This window comes from Rhodococcus sp. JS3073, from assembly GCF_026810085.1.
GTDB classification, from domain to species: domain Bacteria; phylum Actinomycetota; class Actinomycetes; order Mycobacteriales; family Mycobacteriaceae; genus Rhodococcus_F; species Rhodococcus_F wratislaviensis.
In genome coordinates this window covers 6,574,943-6,596,350 of record NZ_CP113951.1, presented here as the reverse complement: position 1 = coordinate 6,596,350, position 21,408 = coordinate 6,574,943, and the positions used below count along the sequence as shown (strand labels likewise).

21 protein-coding genes are annotated in these 21,408 nt (G+C 68.4%); 11 read left to right on the top strand and 10 right to left on the bottom strand.

The annotated features are described in order from the left end of the window. Nucleotides 1-41: 41 nt before the first annotated feature. Nucleotides 42-497, bottom strand: coding sequence for a tellurite resistance TerB family protein (locus OYT95_RS29915; RefSeq protein WP_037226807.1), 456 nt, complete (start codon nt 495-497; stop codon nt 42-44). 112 nt (nt 498-609) lie between these two features. Continuing rightward, a complete protein-coding gene (locus OYT95_RS29910; protein WP_268789848.1) occupies nt 610-1,353 on the bottom strand; it encodes a DUF429 domain-containing protein in 744 nt (247 codons plus the stop codon). 146 nt (nt 1,354-1,499) lie between these two features. Here OYT95_RS29910 and OYT95_RS29905 point away from each other — a divergent pair, with 146 nt between their 5' ends. Both OYT95_RS29905 and OYT95_RS29900 read left to right on the top strand, forming a co-directional pair. Next, on the top strand, nt 1,500-2,912 hold the full coding sequence (locus OYT95_RS29905) for a purine-cytosine permease family protein (protein ID WP_268789847.1): 1,413 nt from the start codon (nt 1,500-1,502) through the stop codon (nt 2,910-2,912). Between the two features lie 172 nt (nt 2,913-3,084). Beyond that, a complete protein-coding gene (locus OYT95_RS29900) occupies nt 3,085-3,492 on the top strand; it encodes a VOC family protein (RefSeq protein WP_268789846.1) in 408 nt (135 codons plus the stop codon). On the opposite strand, the gene OYT95_RS29895 is transcribed toward OYT95_RS29900, so the two are convergent. The 5 genes from OYT95_RS29895 to OYT95_RS29875 are packed head-to-tail and all read right to left on the bottom strand — an operon-like array spanning nt 3,489 to nt 7,795. After that, nucleotides 3,489-4,643, bottom strand: a complete 1,155-nt coding sequence (locus OYT95_RS29895; protein ID WP_128641683.1) for a M20 family metallopeptidase — start codon at nt 4,641-4,643, stop codon at nt 3,489-3,491. The two genes, OYT95_RS29900 and OYT95_RS29895, sit on opposite strands and share 4 nt — an antisense overlap. Next, a complete protein-coding gene (locus tag OYT95_RS29890) occupies nt 4,640-5,311 on the bottom strand; it encodes a DUF1028 domain-containing protein (RefSeq protein WP_268789845.1) in 672 nt (223 codons plus the stop codon). Before OYT95_RS29890 ends, OYT95_RS29895 begins: the two co-directional genes overlap by 4 nt. Next, a complete protein-coding gene (locus OYT95_RS29885; RefSeq protein WP_268789844.1) occupies nt 5,308-5,721 on the bottom strand; it encodes a RidA family protein in 414 nt (137 codons plus the stop codon). Before OYT95_RS29885 ends, OYT95_RS29890 begins: the two co-directional genes overlap by 4 nt. Next, complete coding sequence (locus OYT95_RS29880; RefSeq protein WP_037226795.1) at nt 5,718-7,178, bottom strand: 4-hydroxyphenylacetate 3-hydroxylase family protein; 1,461 nt, start codon at nt 7,176-7,178, stop codon at nt 5,718-5,720. The genes OYT95_RS29885 and OYT95_RS29880 overlap by 4 nt, the downstream gene beginning before the upstream one ends. Then, nucleotides 7,175-7,795, bottom strand: coding sequence for a flavin reductase family protein (locus OYT95_RS29875; RefSeq protein WP_037226794.1), 621 nt, complete (start codon nt 7,793-7,795; stop codon nt 7,175-7,177). The genes OYT95_RS29880 and OYT95_RS29875 overlap by 4 nt, the downstream gene beginning before the upstream one ends. Nucleotides 7,796-7,988: 193 nt before the next feature. Here OYT95_RS29875 and OYT95_RS29870 point away from each other — a divergent pair, with 193 nt between their 5' ends. Beyond that, entirely contained in the window at nt 7,989-8,894 is a 906-nt protein-coding gene (locus tag OYT95_RS29870) for a dienelactone hydrolase family protein (RefSeq protein WP_268789843.1), read from the top strand. Here the strand turns inward: OYT95_RS29870 and OYT95_RS29865 are convergent. After that, complete coding sequence (locus tag OYT95_RS29865) at nt 8,852-9,529, bottom strand: hypothetical protein (RefSeq protein ID WP_268789842.1); 678 nt, start codon at nt 9,527-9,529, stop codon at nt 8,852-8,854. The genes OYT95_RS29870 and OYT95_RS29865 overlap by 43 nt on opposite strands. Before the next feature lie 119 nt (nt 9,530-9,648). On the opposite strand from OYT95_RS29865, the gene OYT95_RS29860 reads away from it, so the two are divergent. Beyond that, the gene (locus OYT95_RS29860; protein WP_268789841.1) at nt 9,649-10,857 is read left to right on the top strand and encodes an enhanced intracellular survival protein Eis; all 1,209 of its coding nucleotides are present in this window, start codon (nt 9,649-9,651) and stop codon (nt 10,855-10,857) included. Here OYT95_RS29860 and OYT95_RS29855 read toward each other — a convergent pair. Further along, entirely contained in the window at nt 10,854-11,780 is a 927-nt protein-coding gene (locus tag OYT95_RS29855; RefSeq protein WP_037226791.1) for a LysR family transcriptional regulator, read from the bottom strand. The genes OYT95_RS29860 and OYT95_RS29855 overlap by 4 nt on opposite strands. A gap of 86 nt (nt 11,781-11,866) precedes the next feature. After that, nucleotides 11,867-13,408, bottom strand: a complete 1,542-nt coding sequence (locus OYT95_RS29850) for an APC family permease (RefSeq protein WP_268789840.1) — start codon at nt 13,406-13,408, stop codon at nt 11,867-11,869. Between the two features lie 229 nt (nt 13,409-13,637). On the opposite strand from OYT95_RS29850, the gene OYT95_RS29845 reads away from it, so the two are divergent. The 7 genes from OYT95_RS29845 to OYT95_RS29815 all read left to right on the top strand — a co-directional run bounded on the left by OYT95_RS29845 (nt 13,638) and on the right by OYT95_RS29815 (nt 21,403). After that, nucleotides 13,638-15,755, top strand: a complete 2,118-nt coding sequence (locus OYT95_RS29845) for an oxidoreductase (protein WP_268789839.1) — start codon at nt 13,638-13,640, stop codon at nt 15,753-15,755. 8 nt (nt 15,756-15,763) lie between these two features. After that, nucleotides 15,764-16,129, top strand: a complete 366-nt coding sequence (locus OYT95_RS29840) for a cupin domain-containing protein (RefSeq protein ID WP_268789838.1) — start codon at nt 15,764-15,766, stop codon at nt 16,127-16,129. 35 nt (nt 16,130-16,164) lie between these two features. Continuing rightward, the gene (locus OYT95_RS29835) at nt 16,165-17,661 is read left to right on the top strand and encodes an aldehyde dehydrogenase (protein ID WP_268789837.1); all 1,497 of its coding nucleotides are present in this window, start codon (nt 16,165-16,167) and stop codon (nt 17,659-17,661) included. A gap of 209 nt (nt 17,662-17,870) precedes the next feature. Continuing rightward, nucleotides 17,871-18,359 carry a GNAT family N-acetyltransferase gene (locus OYT95_RS29830; protein ID WP_128641675.1) on the top strand — a complete coding sequence of 163 codons (489 nt, stop codon included), beginning with the start codon at nt 17,871-17,873 and terminating at the stop codon, nt 18,357-18,359. 31 nt (nt 18,360-18,390) lie between these two features. Then, the gene (locus OYT95_RS29825; RefSeq protein ID WP_268789836.1) at nt 18,391-19,377 is read left to right on the top strand and encodes an isopenicillin N synthase family dioxygenase; all 987 of its coding nucleotides are present in this window, start codon (nt 18,391-18,393) and stop codon (nt 19,375-19,377) included. A gap of 190 nt (nt 19,378-19,567) precedes the next feature. Beyond that, nucleotides 19,568-20,947, top strand: a complete 1,380-nt coding sequence (locus OYT95_RS29820; RefSeq protein WP_268789835.1) for a dicarboxylate/amino acid:cation symporter — start codon at nt 19,568-19,570, stop codon at nt 20,945-20,947. Between the two features lie 60 nt (nt 20,948-21,007). Continuing rightward, nucleotides 21,008-21,403 (top strand): nitroreductase/quinone reductase family protein, encoded by a 396-nt coding sequence (locus OYT95_RS29815; protein WP_037226781.1) that lies wholly within the window; start codon nt 21,008-21,010, stop codon nt 21,401-21,403. Nucleotides 21,404-21,408 lie beyond the last annotated feature (5 nt).

Here is a 21,408-nt window from a genome sequence, read left to right as displayed (position 1 = left end):
CGTCGGTGACGCGCCCGCCGCCGGGCGCGTCACCGATCACGTCAGAGTTCGAATTCCGCCGGGGCGATGCCGACGGCGAAACACGCGTCGCGCACCACGTTTCGCTCGTGCTGGTCGAAGTTTCCGTCGGCGCCACCGATGACGATGCCGATCTGGATGACGGCACGTGCCTGATCCTGCTTGGACTTCAGCTTCGCGACAGTGGCGGTGGCCTCGATCTTGCCGAACTCGAAATCCGACTGCAGCTTGCTGCAGTACCAGTCGAACTTCTGACTCAGCTCGTCCGACGGGAACACACTCAGCGCCTCGTTGCTGGTGATCAGCGCCGCGGTCTTCTGCCGCTCGGACGGGTCGATGGTCCCGTCCGCCGCGGCGATGAGGGCGCACATGGCCATGCTGGCGTTGGCGAACTCCTTGTTCTGGAACTGTGCCGTCTTGGTCTTGAGCTGGCCGTTCATCTCGAACGCCTTTGCCTTCAGCTGATCCCAGAAAGCCATTGGACTCCTTCTTCGTGTGCCCACGCACGGTGCGTGTGGTGTCCAATTTGCCAGGTTTCACCCGAGAGCGTCGCCGCGGTCGGTCTACCAGCACAGTCGCAGAGATCCGCCGCTACGGCCGCAACGACTGCAGGTCTCCCGTCGGCACGTGAATCCAGCCTTCCCGTTCGGCGACGGCGCGGTCGTCGCCCTCGGGTAGTGCCGTGCAGCCGACGGCCGCGGCCCGCGCGATGACCGCGGCCAGCACGGCGTCGAGGGCGTCGTCCGACTCGCGGCAGATTGTCTGGAAAGCACCGAGATCCAACCAGTCCGCAGCCGCCAGGAGCGCGTCGACCAACTCCCCCAGCGTCACCCGGTTCTGGGCGCTCTTGTATCCGCGCGACACCAGGCCCCAGGTGCGCAGCGCGGCCGCCGGATACGCCTCCACCACGCGGCCGTCGACACGGCCGACGTCGACGCCGAGCCGGCCCAGGTCGGCGAGGATTCCGGCGCAGCGCAACGCGACGTGCGCGATGAGATCCGCCGACACACTGAGCGGGGATATCCCCGTCGCCGCCTGCACCACGAGGTCGGTGCGCCGCTTGGTCAGCGGACGACGCCCCTCTCGGTTCGCGAGACCGCTGGTCGCGGACAGTCGGCCGGCGTGGTGCTCGGACACCATGTGGACGAACGCGTCGGGCCAGCCGAACGGTGCATCGATACCGGCCCTGTCGCACGCCAGCACGGCCTCGGTGACGGCGTCGTTCCCGGCTCCCAGCCGGACGGACTCGACGCGGGCCACACCGCCGGACCAGTCGACGATCGCCAGGGCCGTCTTCTTCGGTTCGGCCGCCAGGTCGACTCCCACGGTGCGCATCGACCCAGGCTAGCCCGACCGGCTGAATCAGAAGAAGTGATGCAACGCATCAGTTAGTTGTTCTGTACAGATTCACTGCCTCCGACCATTGTGGTCTGCACTACTCGACCTAGAAGTGGCGCACTTGCGCGCCGTTCGGAGGATTGATGCCCGACACCCACGTCGCCCCGATGCTGGAGAAGCACACGATCGGGTTCGTCCCGGAATCCGATCGCCACGGCAAGGTTTGCGATCTGTTCACGCTGTGGTTCGGCGGCAACCTCGCCCCGCTACCGATCGTGACCGGTGCCCTCGGCCCCAGCCTGTTCGGACTCTCGCTGTGGTGGAGCCTCGTCGCGTTCGTCGTCGGACATCTCGCCGGCGGAGCCCTGATGGCGTTGCATTCGGCGCAGGGACCCCAGATGGGGATCCCCCAGATGATCCAGAGCCGCGGACAGTTCGGCACGTTCGGGGCGCTCATCATCGTGGTGATCGCCGCCGTCATGTATCTCGGGTTCTTCTCGTCGAACATCGTCCTGGCCGGCCAGTCGATGCACGGGATCGTGAACGGCATACCCGTGGACGTGGGGATCGTGGTCGGTGCCCTCGGCTCCGCCGTCATCTGCATCATCGGCTACCGGTTGATCCACATCCTCAACCGGATCGGAACCTGGGTTCTCGGAATCGGAATCCTCGTGGGCTTCTTCGCCATCCTCACCGGCGACCTGCCGTCGGACTTCCTCACCCGGGGCGACTTCAACTTCGCCGGCTGGCTGGCCACCGTGTCACTCGGCGCACTCTGGCAGATCGCGTTCGCGCCCTACGTCTCCGACTACTCGCGGTACCTCCCCAAGGACGTGGGTGTGCCGTCGACGTTCTGGGCGACCTACCTCGGCTGCACCCTCGGCTCGTTCCTCGCCTTCGCGTTCGGCGCGGTCGTCACGCTCGCCGCACCGGTCGGCATGGGCACCATGGACGGCGTCAAGGCGACGACGGGAAGCCTCGGCAGCATCATGCTGGTGCTGTTCCTGCTCAGCGTCATCAGCCACAATGCGCTGAACCTCTACGGCGCCGTCCTCGCGATCATCACGTCGGTCCAGACCTTCCGTGCCCGCTGGATTCCGACCGCCCGCGCCCGGGTGATCCTCTCGACGATCATCCTCGTCGCGGCGTCCGTCGTCGCCATCGCGCTGTCGGCCGACTTCGTTTCGCACTTCGTCGATCTGGTGGTCGTGCTGCTCGTGGTCCTGGTGCCGTGGACGGCGATCAACCTGATCGACTTCTACATCATCCACAAGGGCGTGTACGACCTCGACTCGATCTTCCGCTTCGACGGCGGCATCTACGGCCGCTTCAACTGGACGGCCATCACCGCCTACCTGCTCGGCATCGTCGTCCAGATACCGTTCATGGCCACGTCTCTCTACACCGGCCCGGTGTCCGCGTTCCTCGGCGGCGCCGACCTGTCCTGGGTCGCAGGACTGGTGGTGACCGGACCCATCTACCTGCTCCTGGCGCGGCGCGGCTCGACCGGGGCGAAGACCACCTCCGGTGCCACGCGTGAGCCCGCGCGGCTCTAGACCCCGAACATCGCACCGCCCGAGCCTGTTACAGGTTCGGGCGGTGCGCTCGGTGCGTAATGCCCCACCCCTGTCCGCTCGGGCAGGGTTTCGCCGTTGCCACCACGCAGCAGGGCCTGCTCGCTAGGGTCGAAAGAAGAGACCGATTCACCGGAGAAGAGAGTTGTCGCAGATGTCCAGTTTCCCGGGCCTCACCCACGTCGCGATCACTGTGTCGGACCTACCGGCCAGCACCGCCTGGTACACCGCATTGTTCGGATCAGCCCCCGTGCTCGACGAGGACGAGGAATCGGGAACCTTCCATCACACGGTGTTCTCGCTCGACGGCGGCATGCTCTTCGGCCTGCACACGCACCCCGACAGCGGCGCTCCCGCACGGTTCGACGAACGGCAGGTCGGACTCGACCACATCGCGTTCCAGTGTTCTCCCGACGCACTGCCCGGGTGGGTGGAGCGGCTCGATGCCCTCGGCATCGAGCACGGGGGCATCAAGAATGCGCACTACGGATCCGGCATCTCGTTCCGCGACCCGGACAACATCGCGCTCGAATTCTTTGCTCCGCCCGTGAGTACTTCTTAACGTCGGGCGGTTAACAAGTACTCACGGGTGGCGGAGCCGCAGGCGTCGAGCAGGGTGAGGGCGAGGGCCAGCGCGCCGTCGACGGCCGCCCGGTCTGCAGCGGGCGCGGCGCTGGCCGCGGCGAACTCGGCCTGATGGTTGACGGCCGGCGCGGAGTCGATTCCGATGTAGGGGTGGATCGCGGGAATCACCTGCGAGACGTTGCCCATGTCGGTGGACGCCCGGTTCATCAGCGAGTCCGCGCCGGTGCGGAACACGCGGCCCAGCCCCTCGGCGTGCCGGACGTACGACGCGAGCAGCACTTCGTCGGTGCGGAACTCCGAGTACGGTTCGCTTTCCGGGGCGATGGTCAGTTCACAGCCGGTTGCGACGGCGCCGGCCTCGAAGCAACGGGCCACCCGGGGCTCGATGCGGGCCAGTTCCTCCAGCGTCTCCGCGCGCACGTACCAGCGACCTTCGGTGCGCTGGGGAATGGCGTTGGGCGCCTCTCCCCCGCGGGTCATCATCCCGTGTACTCGCGTGCTCGACGGAAGCTGTTGCCGGAGCAGCCCGATGGCGACCTGCGCCACGGTGAACGCGTCGGCCGCGTTGACGCCCCGTTCCGGGTACGCGGCGGCGTGTGCCGCCTTGCCGTCGTACCGGATGTGGCTGTGAGACACCGCGTACGGTTCGGCCCGGGCGACGTCGACCGGGCCGGGGTGGGCCATGACGGCGGCGTGGACGCCCTCGAACGCTCCACGTTTCAGCATGTCGATCTTGCCGCCCCCGCCTTCCTCGGCGGGGGTGCCGAGCACCGACAGCGTGATGCCGAGTTCGTCGACGAGTGGGGCGAGGGCCAGCGCCGTCCCCACCGAGATGGCGGAGATGACGTTGTGCCCGCACGCGTGCCCGAGCCCGGGGAGCGCGTCGTATTCCGCGCAGACCGCGAGGTGCAGCGGTCCGGAGCCGACGTGCGCGCGGAATGCGGTGGGCAGTCCCACGTACTGCTGCTCCACCGTGAAACCGGCGTCCGACAGCACCCCGGCCACCCGGACGCACGAGCGTTCCTCCTCCCACGCGACCTCGGGGTGGGCGTGAAGGTCGTGCGACAGAGCCAGGATCCGGCCTTCCGCCCTCCTGGCTCCGTCGCGAACCGCGGCGTCGGCGCTCACAGGTCCCCCGGCACGCCGTAGGACGGGGCGGCCGTCGGGTCGACACCCCGCACCCGGTAGTCCCGTTTCTGCGGTTCCCACACCGTCCACAGCCGGCGCAGTTCGCCGACCGGGTCGTCGTGCCAGTCGACGCGCAGATCGGTGACGGGCCAGGGCACGTCCTCGACCACCTGGATTCCCGCCGAGTGCACGGGCCCCGCCTCGCCGCCGGCGGTGACGGCCGCGGTGAGTCCGTCGAGCAGTCTGCCCTCGAACGTCGGGGCCGTGCTGGACACGTAGCCGAACAGCAGCGACCGGATGACGCCTTCGTCGCGGAGCATGTTGCCGGCGACGGCGGCGCCGCTGCCCTGCGCACTGCTGTGGATGCCCAGCGTCTGCGCGCCCGAGTGCACCGCGGTGCCGCCGTCCGCATCGACGACGACGACCTGGCGGTACTCCGGGAACTTCTCGTGCGCGAGTGCGGTTTTCAGTGCGGTCTCGGCATTCGCACCCGACGCGAGCGCGTCGAGTCCGACAGGGCCGAGCTGCGGATTGGTCACGTTCTGGGAGGCGACGACACCGACCCCGGACCGCACGTGCAGGCAGCGTGCGGCCACGGCGGGGCTGGAGGAGCAGACGACCATCCCGAACGCGCCCCCGGAATCACGGGCGACGAGTGAGAACGTCATGAGCTGATCACTGCCGTCGCGTCGATCTCGACGAGCCATTCGGGCCGGGCGAGGGCGTCGACGACGATGCCGGTGGACACCGGGTGCACACCCTTCAGCCAGCGTCCGACCACCCGGTAGACGGTCTCCCGGTATCGGACGTCCACCAGGTAGACGGTGACCTTGACGACGTCCTCGAGGCGACTGCCCGATTCCTTCAGCAGCATCGCGATGTTCGCCATCGCCTTGTCGGCCTGGGCCTCGACGTCGCCGATTCCCACCGACTCCCGGGTGTCGAGGTCCTGCCCGATCTGTCCGCGGAGATACACGACTCCGCCGGCGACGACGGCCTGCGCGAGGTCGTTGTCGAGGTTCTGTTCCGGGTACGTGTCGCGGGTGTTGAACGGGCGGATGCGGGTGTGGGTGGTCATGCCGCACCTCCGTCGACGTTGTCCGACAGCCCCGCTGCGGCCTTGACCAGCCCGAGCGGACCGTCGAAGTCGAAGTTGCGGTACACGGCGGCGAGCTGCGCGAAGGGCGGCGACTGGGCGAAGAGCTGAAACGTCAGGCGATGTCCCGCGTAGTCGCTGTTGAGGAGGTCGCGGGCGAACGCGAGGAGCTTGCGACGGTCGTCGGCCACCCAGTTGTCGTTGATGGAGTAGAACTTCTCCAGCCACGGTGCGACGTCGGGGTCGGCGAACGTGGCGGCGTCCGGGGTGATGCAGATCTGGCCGCCGCACAGCTCGCGGGCGATGTGCATCATCGCGGGCAGCTGGCTGAGCGCCATCACCCGGCCGGTGTAGAGCAGGGACTGGTTGGGCATGAGCAGGCCGCCGGGGCTGGGTTCGGCGAGCGAGATGGCCGCGGTGAGGTGGGCGTTGATCGTCTCCCGGTAGCAGGCGAGCTGGGCGAGCTTCTCCTGCACCGCCTGCTGCTTCTCGAGGCCGCTCTGCTTGACGTTCCACAGTGCGGATCCGATCATCAGATCGGCGAGGTGCAGCGTGCGCTGCACGAACGGGAACGCGCTGTAGCGGTGCAGGGTGGAGCGGATGAACGTGGCGGCCCGGGTGTGCCGGTAGAACAGGACGTCTTCCCAGGGAATCTCGACGTTGTCGAACACGACGAGGGACTCGACCTCGTCGACGCGGTTGGCGAGCGGGTAGTCGGCGGACGGCGCGCGGCCGGCGAACCCGTTGCGGGAGATGTACTTCAGGCCCGGCGCACCCATGTCGAGCACGAATCCGACGGCGTAGTCGGACAGTTCACTGTTGCCCCAGTTGGCGATGGTGGGTTTGGTGAACGCCTGGTTGGAGTAGGCGGCGGCGGTCTCGTATTTCGCGCCGCGCACGACGATGCCGTTGTCGGTCTCCTTCACGACGTGCAGGAGCATGTCGGGGTCCTGATCCTGCGGCGCCTTGGACCGGTCGCCCTTGGGGTCGGTGTTCGCCGACACGTGGAACGGGTCCTCCCGGACCGAACGCTCCAGGTGGCGGCGGATGTTCTCCGAGAAGCGCGGGTCCACCTCGTTGAGGACGTCCTGACCGTCGAACAGCGACCACATCTCGCCGATGGTCTCGTCACCGACACGGGTGACCACTCCGCGGGTGTCCTCGAGCACCAGGTCGACGGCGGCGCGCTTGTCGAGCCAGTCCTGCTGCGTGCGGGGAAGCTTGTTGGCGATGGCGTTGCGTTCGCCGGATTCGGGATCGACGTAGGTCATCGCGTCCTGGGTGGCCTCGTCGTGCGCGAGGTCGTAGATGCGGGCCCGCACGTCGACGATCGGCTTGAACATGGGGTGGTCGGCCACGTCCTTGACGCGTTCCCCGTCGACCCAGACCTCACGGCCGTCCCTGATGGACTCCCTGTATTCGTCTCCGGTGCGGATCATTTCGTGCTCCTGGTCCTCGGCGCGGGGTGTGCGTCCGGGTAGTCGGGAAAGGTGGAAGGTTCGAATGCTGCGGGCTTGCTGTAGGTGTGGGAGGCGTACACGAGCGGTTCGCCGGGGTGTGCCTCCACGGCGGCGACGCGCCCGATGTAGACGCGGTGGGTGCCGGCCTCGATGACGTCGTGGACGGTGCAGTCGAACGACGCGATCGCGTCGTGGACGCGGGGCGAGCCGGATTCGGCCACGGTCCAGTGCCCGCAGGTGAAGTCCCACCGCTGCTTGCCGGGCCAGGGGCGGCCGGCGAAGGTGTCTGCGACGTGATCATGCTGGGTGGCAAGCACATTGACGCAGAAGACGCCGTTCTCGGAGATCGCGTCGTTGACCGGGCTTCGTCCGTGCAGGCAGACCAGCACCAGCGCCGGGTCGGCCGAGACGGAGCACATCGCGCTCACGGTCTGTGCGGCGCGCCCGCCGGGGCCGTCGGTCGCGACGACGGTGACTCCGGTGGCGACGGTGCCCATGGCCGCGATGAAGTTCACGGTCGAGCTGTCCGGAATCGGTGGGGCCACCGATGTTCGGGCCGTCGTTTCGACGGCTGCGTGACGGTCAGCGATCGGCATGACGGGCTCCTTTCTATGTGCGGTGAGCGAGGAGTTCGTGCCGTTGCACCAATCTTGAGGTCCCCGGCGAAATCTGTACAACACAGATAAGTGGCGCACTGCATAAGGAAAAGTGATGAATCGGGAACCGATGCCGACCACGGCTTCGACCAGGGATAATTCCCTACATCAGCCGATGCGGACGGGGACGATCATGACGCCACTGCAACGCTATATCGCCGAAGAGATCGCGATCGACCATGCTGACGGGCTGCTGTCCCGCCGCGAGGCGTTGCGAAGACTCGGCCTCATCGGTCTCGGCGTGGCGGCGGCGTCCTCGTTGCTCGCCGCGTGTTCCACCGACAGCGACGAGTCGCCGACCTCGGCGCCGGTGACACGCGGCGGAGCGACGCCCCCGCCACCGGGAGCGGCCGACGCCGTCGGGACCGAAGCCGTGACGTTCCCCGGCCCGGACGGCCGGGTCCTGCAGGGTGCGTGGGCCGCCGCGGCCTCGCCCCGCGGATCGGTCCTCGTCATCCACGAGAACAAGGGCCTGACCGACCACATCCGTTCGGTGGCGGGCCGATTCGCGGGTGCCGGATACTCCGCGCTCGCCCTCGACCTGCTCTCGGAAGAGGGCGGGACCGCGACGTTCACCGATCAGGCGCAGGCGACCGCCGCGCTGGCCACCGTGCCGCCTGCGCGCTTCGTCGCCGACATGAAGGCCGGTATCGACGAACTCGGGCGTCGGGTGCCGGACGAGAAGATCGCGGCGGTCGGGTTCTGTTTCGGCGGCGGGATGGTGTGGCAACTCCTCGCGTCCGGCGAGCCGCGGCTGGCGGCGGCGGTCCCCTTCTACGGTCCCCTCCCCGAGGGCGCCGACTTCTCCGGGTCGAAGGCCGCGGTCCTCGCCATCTACGCGGAATTGGACGCCCGGGTGAACGCGTCCCGCGACGCCGCGGCCGCCGCACTCGCGAAGGCGGGGCTACCGCACGAGATCGTGACGGTTCCGGGTGCCGATCACGCGTTCTTCAACGACACCGGGCCCCGCTACAACGCGACCGCGGCAGCCGAGGCCTACGGACGTGTCCTCGCCTGGTTCGGCGAATACCTGGGGTGAGGCGGGCGCATCAGCAGTGCGGCCACGAGGAAGCAGACCGCGCCCACGAACGTGCCCAGATCGGCGATCGTTGCGTTCTTCAGCGCGTCGGTGCCGGGCACGATATACGCGCCGACCGCGGACACCCCGAACGCCACCGACCCGATCATGTTCAGCCAGGTGCTGCGCCAGTTGCGGGCATGCGGATCCCACAGCTTGTCGGTTTCGGTGGTGGCCACCACCGCCAGGCCACTGGCGACGAGGAACGCCGTCGACCCGAAGAGGTCGGGACGCCACCCCCACACCCGGTCCTGTTCGACGGTAAGGCTCTGGATCAGCACGACCCCGGTACTCACGTTGAACAGCAGGGTGCCGACGAACTGGATCAGCGCCGCCCACCAGTCGTAGCGTTCGACCGTCGCGGATTCCTCCCCGGGCACCGGCCTCCCACTGAGCCGCAATTGGATGAATCCGGCGGTGGTGAAGAACAGCGACCCGACGAAGTAGGTGATGTTGTCGATCTCGGGGCCCACCGCCTGCCCGTACATCCGCGTGGCCGCCAGCCCGAACAGGAAGGAGCCGATGACGAATCCCCAGGACTCGCGGCGCAGCCGGAGCGTTCGGCGCGGCGCGGACGAGGTGTGGTCGCTCGACACCGTGACGTCACCCCCTCACGGGTCGGCAAGGTTTCAGACTCTCCGAAAGCGCGCACCGGGTCAAGGTCGGACGCCGAAATTCGGCTGCGAGTCGACGTGGGGTGTGCCAGTGTCGGGGAATGACGACGACCACCGCCGGCATCACGATCAGAACGGCGACAGAACAGGACTGGCCGAAGATCACCCTGCTCAACGAGATCTGCTTCGTGACACCGCAGAACGAGGAGTTCACCGCCCACTGGCGGCAGCTCGTCAGCGGCGCGCCGCCGATCATCGCGGTCGACGAGGACGCGGTGGTCGGCGCCACCATGGACATCCCCATGACCGTCACCGTTCCCGGTGGCGAGGGCGTTCCCGCGGCGGGCGTCACCGCGGTGACGGTCGCCCCCACCCATCGACGCCGCGGCCTCCTGCGCGCGCTCTACACCGAACATCACGCCCGCATCCGGACGTCGGGTGTCCCGCTGTCGCTGCTCACGGCCAGTGAGGGCGGGATCTACGGGCGCTTCGGGTACGGACCCGCGACCGTCGAGACCACGTCGAGCATCGACCGCCGGTTCGCCGTGCCGCACCCGAGGGCACCGGACCCGGGTGGTGTGCGGATGGTCCATCCCGCGGAGGCCCGGGTCGCGTTCACCGACGTCTACGACCGCTGGCAACGGGTGACCCCGGGGGCGCAGGTCCGGCCCGGGATCGTGTGGAATCGGATCTTCGCCGACCGCGAGAGCGAACGTGGCGGCGGCACAAGCCTGTTCGGGCTGGTGCACGACGACGGCTACGTGCTCTACCGTCGCATGTCCGGCGACAACGGAACCGTCGCCCGGGTGGAGGAGATCCGCACGGTCACGCGCGACGCGCACGCCGCACTGTGGCGGGCGCTGCTCGGCCTGGACCTCGTGCGCCGCATCGAAGCGCACCTCACCCCCGAGGACCCACTGCCGTATCTGCTGACCGACGGCCGGCTGGTGGCGACCACCTCGCGCCACGACGAGCTGTGGGTCCGGATCATGGACGTGCCCGCCGCACTCGAGGCCCGCAGGTACCGAACAGACCTCGACGTCGTGATCCAGGTCGACGACGGGTTCCTGGACGCCGGCGGGCGGTTCGCACTGACCGTGCGGGACGGCACCGCGATGTGCATCCCGACCGACTCGACCCCTCAGGTGGTGCTCGACCTGGACGTGCTGGGCAGCCTGTACCTCGGCGCCCACCGGGCACGCACGTTCGCGGCCGCGAACCGGCTGCAGGCTGCGGACCCCGACGTCCTCGACCGTGTCGACCACGCCTTCGGCGCCGACCGCGACGCCCAGATGGGGTGGCCGTTCTAGCGGCCCGAACCCGCCTGTTTCGCGAACACGGCGCGCGCCCGTTCGGCGACGGCCCGGGCCCGCGCCGTGCTCCGCACACCCTTCAGCCGGGCGAGCACCACGGGCAGGCCGGGAACGTCGTCGGCGATGGGCAGCGTCGCGACCCGTCCGCCGTCATACGTCCGGCCCTCGGCGGGCCGCTGATTGAGGATCGAGAAGCCGTGGCCCCGGGCGACGAGTCCGCGCACCGTTTCGTAGCTCGCCGACCGGTACCGGACCACCGGCGTGACCCCCGCCGCCGACAGCATCGCCAGGAAGTAGTCGCGGCTGCTCGGCAGGTCCAGCAACACCATGGGTTCGCCCTCGAGGTCGGCGAGGGTGATCGCATCGTGGCCGGCCAGCCGGTGGTCCGGCGGAAGGATGACGTGCGGTCGGGCCACCCCGAGCGTCTCCGTCTCCATGTCTTCGCCCAGCGCGAGGTCGTAAGTGAGGGCCAGTTCCGCGGTGCCGTTCCGCAGCGCCGCCCGCACCGCCTCCGCCTGCGTCTCGACGACCTCGACCTCCAGATCGGGATGCTGATCGCGCAGGTCCGAGATCAGCGTCGGGAGGATGAACGGGGTGAGGGTGACGAAGCAGGCCAGGCGCACCGTTCCCCGGACGTTGTCCTCGTGGCCGCGCGCCGCGTCGAGAACCTCACCGAGGTGGGCGAGGACGCTGCGGGTGTCGCGGAGCATCTCCTCCCCCGCCGCGGTGAGGACCAGCCCGCGGGATCGTTGCCGGATGAACAGCTGGGTGCCGATCTGGTGCTCGAGCTGGGAGATCGCGGACGAGACCGCCGACTGCGCGACCATCAGTTCGTCGGCGGCCTTCGTCATGCTGGAGAAGTTCGCGGCCTCGACGAAGTACCTGAGTTGGGTGAACGTCACGTCGGGTCGTCGTTGCATGCGCTCTCCTCGGGATCTGAGGCCACCAGGATTGCAGGTCTCCGACCGGGGAGCCACCCACGACACACGTGGTGGCCGCGGCACCATCAGCGGGCGTCGGCCTTCATGAGGCCGGGGTCCGGCTCCGAGCCGGGGCCGTCCTCCCGCGCGATGCTCGGGCCACTCGCGGACCGCACGGACCTGCCGCGCGCGTATCCGACGGCGCCGAGGAGCGCGAGCACGGCCAGCGTCCCGAGGGTGAACAGTTCGAACGTCCCCTGGCTCACTCCCCAGATCTCGTCGAAGTCGTACTCCAGGCCGAACACCGACTCCAGAGTTCCGGGGAAGACCGCCACCCAGGAACCGAGCAGCACCCACGCGAAGCAGAGGACGCCGAGGACGCGGAAGCCCGCGTTTCCGGTGGGAACCCGGAAGGGCCGCACGACGTCCGGGAAACGCGTGCGCAGGCGAATCGCCGACGGGATGACGATCAGGTAGCTGAGCAGGAACGTCGAGATCGAGATGGTGAGCACGACCGCGAAGATGGAACCGCCGGAGCCGGTGATCTGCATGGCCGCGATCATGAAGACGGTGGCGACGAGCCCCGACAGGAAGTTGACGCGCACCGGCGTGCCGAGCCGCGGATGGAATCGGCCGAAGAATCCGCCGAAGAACGCGCCGTCGGCGGCCGCCATGGCCTGCATGCGGTCGCTGATGATCATCCACGCCGCACCCTGGGTCATGAGGATGACCGCGAAGATCACGCCGGTCACCGTCAGCATGGCGGGTGCGGCGGGACCGTAGACGCTGTACACGGTCGCGACCGCCTCGAGAAGTCCGCCGACACCGGTGATGTCGTCCGCGGGCACGACGAGCAGGATGGCGAAGATCGGCAGCAGGTAGGACGCGGCGGCGATGGCGCAGGCGCGGGCAATCGAGATCGGGACGTCGCGGGCCGGGTTCTTCATCTCCCCGGCGGCGCTGTTTCCGGATTCGAACCCGAGGTAGGAGAACAGCAGCAGCGGCGTCACGCCGAGTAGCCCGGTCAGGGTGGGGCTGAAGTCGCCCGCCGAGATGCCGGCGAAACCGTTCTTCGCGGCGTAGATGCCGGTGGTGACGAGGAAGAACAGCAGGAAGACGATCTTGAGGAACGCGCCGACCGTCGGAATCCATTTGCCGCGAGCCAGACTCACGACGGCCGCGAGCACCGTCAGCCAGATGAAGACCAGTTTGAACAGGTAGTCCGTCACCGACCCCTCCTCGAATGCAGAGACGTAGTGGTTCCAGGTCTCCGCGGCGATGAACGCCATGGACCCACCGACCCACACGGGCTGCGTCACCCACGTCAGCAGCGACGCGAGGGCGGCGAGGGGCCGGCCGAACGCTCTCCGGACCCACACGTACACACCGCCTTCGCCGGTGAACGTGCTGCCGATCTCGGCGAAGATCAGGCCGTACGGCAGTAGGAAGAACACCGCGAGAACCAGTGCCCAGGTGAACGTCTCCGCGCCGAAGGTGGAGACCTGACCGAGAACCTCGACCGACACCACCGCCGCGACGATGAGGAAGACGATGTCGAAACGGCCGAGTGACTTCTTCAGGTGTTGTGTCTGTTCGTCCGCCAGGGCGGTGGGGGTGTTGTCGCTCATCGATCATGCCTCTCACGTCGCAGTGATGCCGGTCACTACTCTCGTCCGCACTCGGCAAATCTGTACAGCACAAAGATCAGGGGTACTGCATCAGTTCTCCAGATGGGGAGGCCGCCGAATTGGCATCTGAATAACTGATGCAGTGGCACGAAAAGATCCTGTTGACTGTTGTGGCCGCGCGGACCGACGATTCTGGCACTGCACGAACCGACAGCGTGAGGAACCCACCGTGCGTGATCCGCGATACGACATCCTTTTCGAACCGGTCAAGATCGGACCGGTCACCGCCCGCAACAGATTCTTCCAAGTCCCGCACTGCAACGGCATGGGCTACCGCGACCCGTCCGGGGAGGCCTACATGCGACGCGTCAAGGCCGAGGGCGGCTGGGCCGTCGTCTGCACCGAGCAGGTCGAGATCCACCCCACCTCCGACATCGGCCCGTTCATCGAACTGCGCCTGTGGGACGACCAGGACCTGCCCGCCCTGACCAGGATCTCCGAGAAGATTCACGAGGGCGGCTCCCTCGCCGGCATCGAACTCGCCCACAACGGCCTGAACAGTCCCAACCTGATCAGCCGCGAGACCCCGCTCGGCCCGCAGAATCTGCCCGTCGTCTCCTGGAACTACGACCCCGTCCAGGCCAGGGCGATGACCAAGTCGGACATCGCCGACCTCCGGCACTGGCACAAGGAGGCGGTGCGCCGGTCGCTGAAGGCCGAATACGACATCGTCTACGTGTACGCCGGGCACGCGATCGGCGGCCTGCACCACTTCCTGTCCCGCCGCTACAACAACCGGACGGACGAGTACGGCGGCAGCCTGACCAACCGGGTTCGGCTGCTCCGCGAGATCCTCGAGGATTCGCGTGAGGTCGCCGACGGGAAGGCCGCTGTCGCGTGCCGCATCTCGGTCGACGAACTCCTCGGCGACGAGGGGATCACCCGCAGCGAGATCGAGGACGTGATCGGCCTGCTCGGCGAGACGCCCGATCTGTGGGACTTCGTGCTCGGCAGCTGGGAGGACGACTCCGTCACCTCACGGTTCGGTCCGGAGGCGGAGCAGGAGCCGTACGTCCGCGGACTGAAGCAGCTCACCACGAAACCCGTCGTCGGTGTCGGCCGCTTCACCTCACCCGACACGATGCTGCATCAGGTCAAGAGCGGCATCCTCGACTTCATCGGGGCCGCCCGCCCCTCGATCGCCGACCCGTACCTTCCGCGCAAGATCGAGGAGGGGAACCTCGAGGACATCCGGGAGTGCATCGGCTGCAACATCTGCGTCTCCGGTGACTTCACGATGTCCCCGATCCGCTGCACCCAGAACCCGACGATGGGCGAGGAGTTCCGGCGCGGGTGGCACCCGGAGCGGATCAAGGTCCGCTCGACCGATTCGAACGTCCTCGTGGTCGGTGCCGGCCCCGCCGGACTCGAGGCGGCGCGTGCGCTCGGGCAACGCGGCTACAACGTCAGCCTCGCCGAGGCGAGCAGGCAACTCGGTGGTCGCGTGACCCGCGAGTCCAGACTGCCCGGCCTGTCGGCGTGGATCCGCGTGGTCGACTACCGCGAACAGCAACTTCGCAAGCTCGCCAACGTGGACGTGTTCATGGAGAGCGAGATGACCGCCGACGACGTCATCGAGAACGACTTCCACCACGTGGTCGTCGCCACGGGCTCCCACTGGCGCCGCGACGGCGTCGGCCGCTGGCACACCCACGCCGTCCCCGTCGACGAGCACGCCGACGTCCTGACCCCGGACGACGTGATGGCCGGGCTCCGCCCCCAGGGAAACAAGGTCGTGCTCTTCGACGACGACCACTACTACCTCGGTGCGGTCGTCGCCGAACTCCTCGCCGAGGAGGGATTCGACGTCACCCTGATCACGCCGGCCGCGCACGTGTCGCAGTGGACGACGAACACCATGGAAGTGGTCCGCATCCGCAAGCGAATCATCAAGGCCGGTGTGCACGTTCAGGTGAACCGTGCCGTCACCGCGGTCACCCCGCAGGGCGTGCGCACCGTGTGCGCGTTCACCGGCGACGAGCAGTTCGTCGACGCGGACAGCGTCGTCCTCGTCACCGCGCGGCTTCCGAAGGACGGGTTGTTCCACGAACTGCGGTCGCGCGAATCCGAATGGGCCGACGCCGACCTGCGCAGTGTCCGCGGCATCGGTGACGCCTGGGCGCCGTCCACGATCGCGGCAGCGGTCTGGTCCGGCCACCGGTACGCCGAGGAACTGGACGAACCACCCGCCCCGGGCCCGGTCGCCTTCCGACGAGAAGTCACCGGACTGTCCATCGAACCCGTCGAAACATTCTCCGTAACCCCACTCGCCAACGCACAGAACTGAGGAACACCATGACCGCAGTGCACCCGATCCCGACCGACGCCCGGAACATCGCGGCGATGACACCCAGTGCGTACGTCACCGCGGACACGCTCCAGGCGGGCGATCCGAAGGAACACGAGATGGTCCACCTGAGCAGCGGGGACGAGAAGTTCACCATCGGCTCGTGGCGCGCGGAGCCGTATCGCGAGTACATCGAGTGCTACCCGGGCGACGAATACACCCGGGTGCTGGAGGGTTCGGTGACGTTGACAACGGACGACGGCACCTCACACACCTTCGGACCCGGCGACGCGTTCACCCTGACCAAGGGGTGGCGCGGCGAGTACCGCGTCGACGAGCCCCTGCTCAAACAGTTCGCCATCTATGTTCCCTGATCGCACACCACCACTTTCGAGCCCGAGGGATGACGATGCCTGACCCGACCACACTCGACGACTGGACCCGGCTCGCCGCGACGATCACGCCGCGCCGGGAGCTCTTCATCGACGGCGCGTTCCGTCCCGCCAAGTCGGACGAGACGTTCGACTCGATCAACCCGGCCACCGGTGAGCTGCTGGCACGGGTCGCGGCCGCGGACGCCCCGGACGTCGACGCCGCGGTGCGGTCTGCGCGGGAGGCGTTCGACTCGGGCGTCTGGTCGCGGAGCCCGGCGTCCCACCGCAAGCGGGTCCTGCTCCGGCTCGCCGAGCTGATCCTCGAGCACCGTCACGAGCTCGCCCTGCTCGACTCCCTCGACATGGGCAAGCTCGTGGTGGAGGCGCTGACCGTCGACGTCCCTTCGGCCGCTGAGCTTTTCAGATTCTACGGCGAGGCCCTCGACAAGATCGGCGGGGAGATCGCGCCCACCGAACCCGGGAGTCTCGCCCTCGTCTCCCGCGAACCTCTCGGGGTCGTCGGCGCGGTGGTCCCGTGGAACTTCCCACTCGACCTCGCCGTGTGGAAGCTGGCGCCTGCCCTCGCAGCGGGCAACAGCGTCGTCCTCAAACCCGCCGAGCAGGCCCCTCTGTCGGTGCTGCGACTGGCCGAACTCGCCACCGAGGCGGGGCTGCCCGACGGAGTACTGAGCGTCGTCCCGGGGCTCGGCGCCACCGCCGGGGCGGCGCTGGGCCTGCATCCGGACGTCGACGTCGTCGCCTTCACCGGCTCGACCGCGACCGGGAAGCGGTTCCTCCGGTACGCGGCGGACTCGAATCTGAAGCAGGTCTGGCTCGAATGCGGAGGCAAGAGCCCCAACCTGGTCTTCGCGGACGCCGATCTCGGCGAAGCGGTGGAGAGGGCGGTCTTCGGCGCGTTCTACAACCAGGGCGCGGTGTGCTCGGCCAACTCCCGGTTGCTGGTCGAGGCGTCGGTGGCCGAACAGGTGACCGAGGCCCTCGTCCGCAGGGCGTCGTCGATCCGCCCCGGCAATCCGCTCGATCCCGCGTCGACGCTGGGCGCGATCGTCGACGAGAACCACGCTCGCACCGTCGCGGGGTTCATCGACCGGGCCCGGCCCGACGGCCGTGTGCTGCTGGGCGGCAACAGGACCACCGTCGACGGCCGGGGATCCTTCGTCGAACCGACGATCTTCGCGGACGTCGCACCGACGGCCGAGGTGGTGACCCAGGAGGTGTTCGGACCGGTCCTCACCGTCCAGACGTTCACCGACGAGGCCGAGGCCGTCCGGATGGGCAACGACAGCATCTACGGTCTGGCCGCCTCGGTGTGGACCGAGAACCTGAACCGGGCCCACCGCGTCTCGTCGGCGCTGCGGGCGGGAACCGTCTCCGTCAACACCGTCGACGCCATCAGCGCGCAGACCCCGTTCGGCGGATTCAAGCAGTCCGGGTTCGGCCGCGACCTCTCCCTGCACGCGATGGACAAGTACACCGGGCTGAAGACAACCTGGATCCGGCTGCGGCAGTGAGGGTCACGACACCGAGCTCACCCCCCGACCTCGGTGGGCGAATGTACCCCTCGGCGCTGCCGGGGCGCCCGCGGGTACATTCGTCCCGAAACGTGGCACCCCACGTCAGCCCGTCGAGGCGTTAAGCTGGCGCCATGTTTGCCCTCGTCCCCTCGGAACCCGATCCTCGATTGCGTTGTCTCCCAGCACTTCACGGCCACACCTCCACGATGCCGTCGATCACCGTACGCAGACTCGACACGAGTGACTGGGGGTCGGTGCTCCGGATCTATGCGGAGGGCATCGCGACGCGACGGGCGACGTTCGACACGCAGACCCCGACGCGGCCGGAACTGGACGCGCGCTGGCTGGACGAACACCGGTGGGTGGCCGAGGTGGACGGGACGATCGCCGGATGGGCGGCCCTGTCCCCCGCGTCCTCGCGGCGCTGCTTCCGCGGGGTTGCCGAGAACTCCGTGTACACGGCCAGAGAGTTCCGCGGGGCGGGCGTCGGGACCGCGCTGATGCGGCGGCTCATCGACGAGGCCGACTTCTCGGGCATCTGGACGCTCCAGGCGTCGGTGCTGGCGGTGAACACCGGGTCCATCGCCCTGCACCACGCAGTCGGCTACCGGACCGTCGGGGTCCGGGAGCGGCTCGCGCAGATCGACGGCGTCTGGCACGACAGCGTCCTGCTCGAGCGGCGCCGGGAGACCTGACACCGCGACCACCCGGGGATACCGTGGAGGAATGCTCCCCGTGATCGATCTCGCCGAACTGGACACCCCGGCCGGTCGGGAACGGCTGCGGGAGATCACCCATCACGTCGGGTTCTTCTACCTCGACGGTCACGGTGTGGACCGGGAGCTGCTCGATCGGGTGTTCACCGTCGCGCGGGAGTTCTTCGCCCTGCCCGACGACGCCAAGCAGTCGATCGCGATGCTGAACAGCCCCCATTTCCGTGGCTACAACCGGGTGGGCGGCGAACTGACCAACGGCGAGACCGACTGGCGGGAACAGATCGACATCGGTCCCGAACGGCAGCCGATCCCCGGCGCCGCCGACTACCTGCGGCTGCAGGGTCCCAATCAATGGCCCGCCGATCTCCCCGACCTCGAGAAGACGATCGAGGCCCTGGACGCCGCGCTCGCGGACGCCGGGATGCGACTGCTGCGGAATTGGGCCGCGTCGCTCGACGCCGACCCGGCGATCTTCGACGACGCCTTCGCGCACGCCCCCGCCACGCTGATCAAGGTCGTCCGCTATCCGGAACGGCCGAGCGCCGACCACACCGGCGAGCAAGGGGTCGGTGCCCACAAGGATTCGGGCGTGCTGACGATGCTGCTCCTCGAACCGGGGTCGTCGGGACTGCAGGTGGAAACCGAGGACGGCAACTGGATCGACGCACCGGCCCGCGCCGGCTCGTTCGTCGTCAACATCGGTGAACTCCTCGAGGTCGCGACCGGCGGATATCTGCGGGCCACCCGGCACCGGGTGCTCACGCCCGCCGGTGCGCCCGAGCGGCTGTCGGTGCCGTACTTCCTCAATCCCGCTCTCGACGCCACGGTCCCGACCATCGAGCTGCCGCCGCACCTGGCCGAACGTGCCCGCGGCATCGAACTCGATCCGGCGAATCCGCTCTATCGCACGTACGGCGAGAACGCGTGGAAGAGCCGCACCCGCGCACACCCCGACGTCTACGCGCGCTGGTATCCGGGCGAGTCGGAACCGGAGTAAACGCCCTCCGCCACCGGGAGTATTGTTCGCGCAGTGTTGTTCCTGACCTCTCGGCGCTACGTCGACCTCCGCCTTCAGGCGAGCGCAATCTGTCCGCGCTCGCGCTGACGCACCTCTCCACTCAGGACTCTCTCTCGCCGTATCCGCCCCACCGGGCGACGTTCCGCGGCCCCATGCGAAAGGCACACCCATGCCCAGTCCCGCGCTGTCCACGCGCGCCGAGACCACCTCTCGACGCCGACTACCCCGGTGGGCCACCTCGTTCGGCCCCCAGATCGTCACCGGACTCGTCGTCGGCGTCATCCTCGGACTCGTCGCCCGCGCCATGCCCGTCGCCGCCGACGGCAACGAGAACTGGCTCGTCGGAACCGTCCACACCATCGGCTCCAGCTACGTGAAACTGCTGACCGTCGCGGTGATCCCGCTGGTGTTCACGGCCATCGTCAGTTCGATCGCCAACCTGCGCGAGGTGGCCAACGCCGCGCGCCTCGCCGTGCAGACGCTGCTGTGGTTCGCGATCACCGCGTTCATCGCCGTCGTCATCGGGATCGTCATCGGACTCGTCACGCAGCCCGGATCACACACGACCGTCACCGGCACCGGTAAGGAACCGGCCACCACCGGCTCCTGGTGGGCGTTCGTCACCGGCCTCGTGCCCAGCAACTTCCTCGGCCTGAACGCGAAGACCACCCTCACCGAGGGCGCCGCCAGCACGTCGCTGAGCTTCAACGTGCTGCAGCTGCTCGTCGTCGCGGCCGCGATCGGCATCGCCGCACTGAAGGTCGGGGCCAAGGCCGAACCGTTCCTGCAGTTCAACGCGTCGCTGCTCGCGATCGTGCAGAAGGTGCTGTGGTGGATCATCCGCCTCGCACCGATCGGGACCGCCGCGCTGATCGCGAACGCCGTCGCCACCTACGGCTGGGACGCCATCGGTTCGCTCGGCTGGTTCACCGCCGCCGTCTACATCGGCCTGGCGATCGTGTTCCTCGTCGTCTACCCCGTGCTGATCCGCGCGCACGGGCTGTCGGTGCGCGCCTTCTACTCCGGCGTGTGGCCTGCCACGCAGCTGGGCTTCGTGTCCCGTTCGTCGATCGGCACCCTGCCCCTCACCGAGCGGGTCACCGAACGCAATCTCGGTGTCCCCCGCGAGTACGCGTCGTTCGCGGTGCCGCTCGGGTCGACCACCAAGATGGACGGCTGCGCTGCCGTCTACCCCGCGATCGCCGCGATCTTCGTCGCCGAATTCTACGGTGTGCCTTTGTCGTTCACCGACTACCTGCTGATCATCGTCGTCTCGGTGATCGGGTCCGCGGCCACCGCGGGCACCACTGGCGCCACGGTCATGCTGACGCTCACGCTGTCGACGCTGGGACTGCCGCTCGCCGGTGTGGGGCTGCTGCTCGCCGTCGAACCGATCGTCGACATGGGCCGCACCGCGGTCAACGTCACCGGCCAGGCCCTCGTCCCGACGATCGTCGCGAAGCGGGAAGGCATCCTCGACGAGTCCCGCTACAACGCCGAGCGGACCGGCGACCCGTTCGAGGACGACGAGGCGGTCGCAGCGGCGTAGCGGCGTAGCGGCGTAGCGAAATGCTCGACGAGAGCCTTCCCCGCGTGGAAGGCTCTCGTCATGGCCGACATCGACGCGATCAAACGACGGATCGTCATGCAATTCCAGCGGCACGTCGCCAACCCGCTCTCCCGGCGACTGTCGAGCCAGACGCTCCTCGAGACCACCGGCCGCGTGAGCGGACAGCCCCGCGTCACACCCATCGGGGGCCGGCGGACGGGCACCGAGTTCTGGCTGGTGTCCGAGTTCGGTGAGCGGTCGAACTACATCCGCAACATCCGTGCGAACAACGCCGTTCGCCTGCGGATCCACGGTAGGTGGCACGCGGGAACCGCCACGCTGCTCCCTGACGACGACGCCCGCGCCCGGCTGGCGGAGCTTCCCCGGATGAACAGCCTCGCCGTCCGGGCCGTCGGCACCGACCTGCTGACCGTCCGCATCGATCTCACCGACTGAGATCC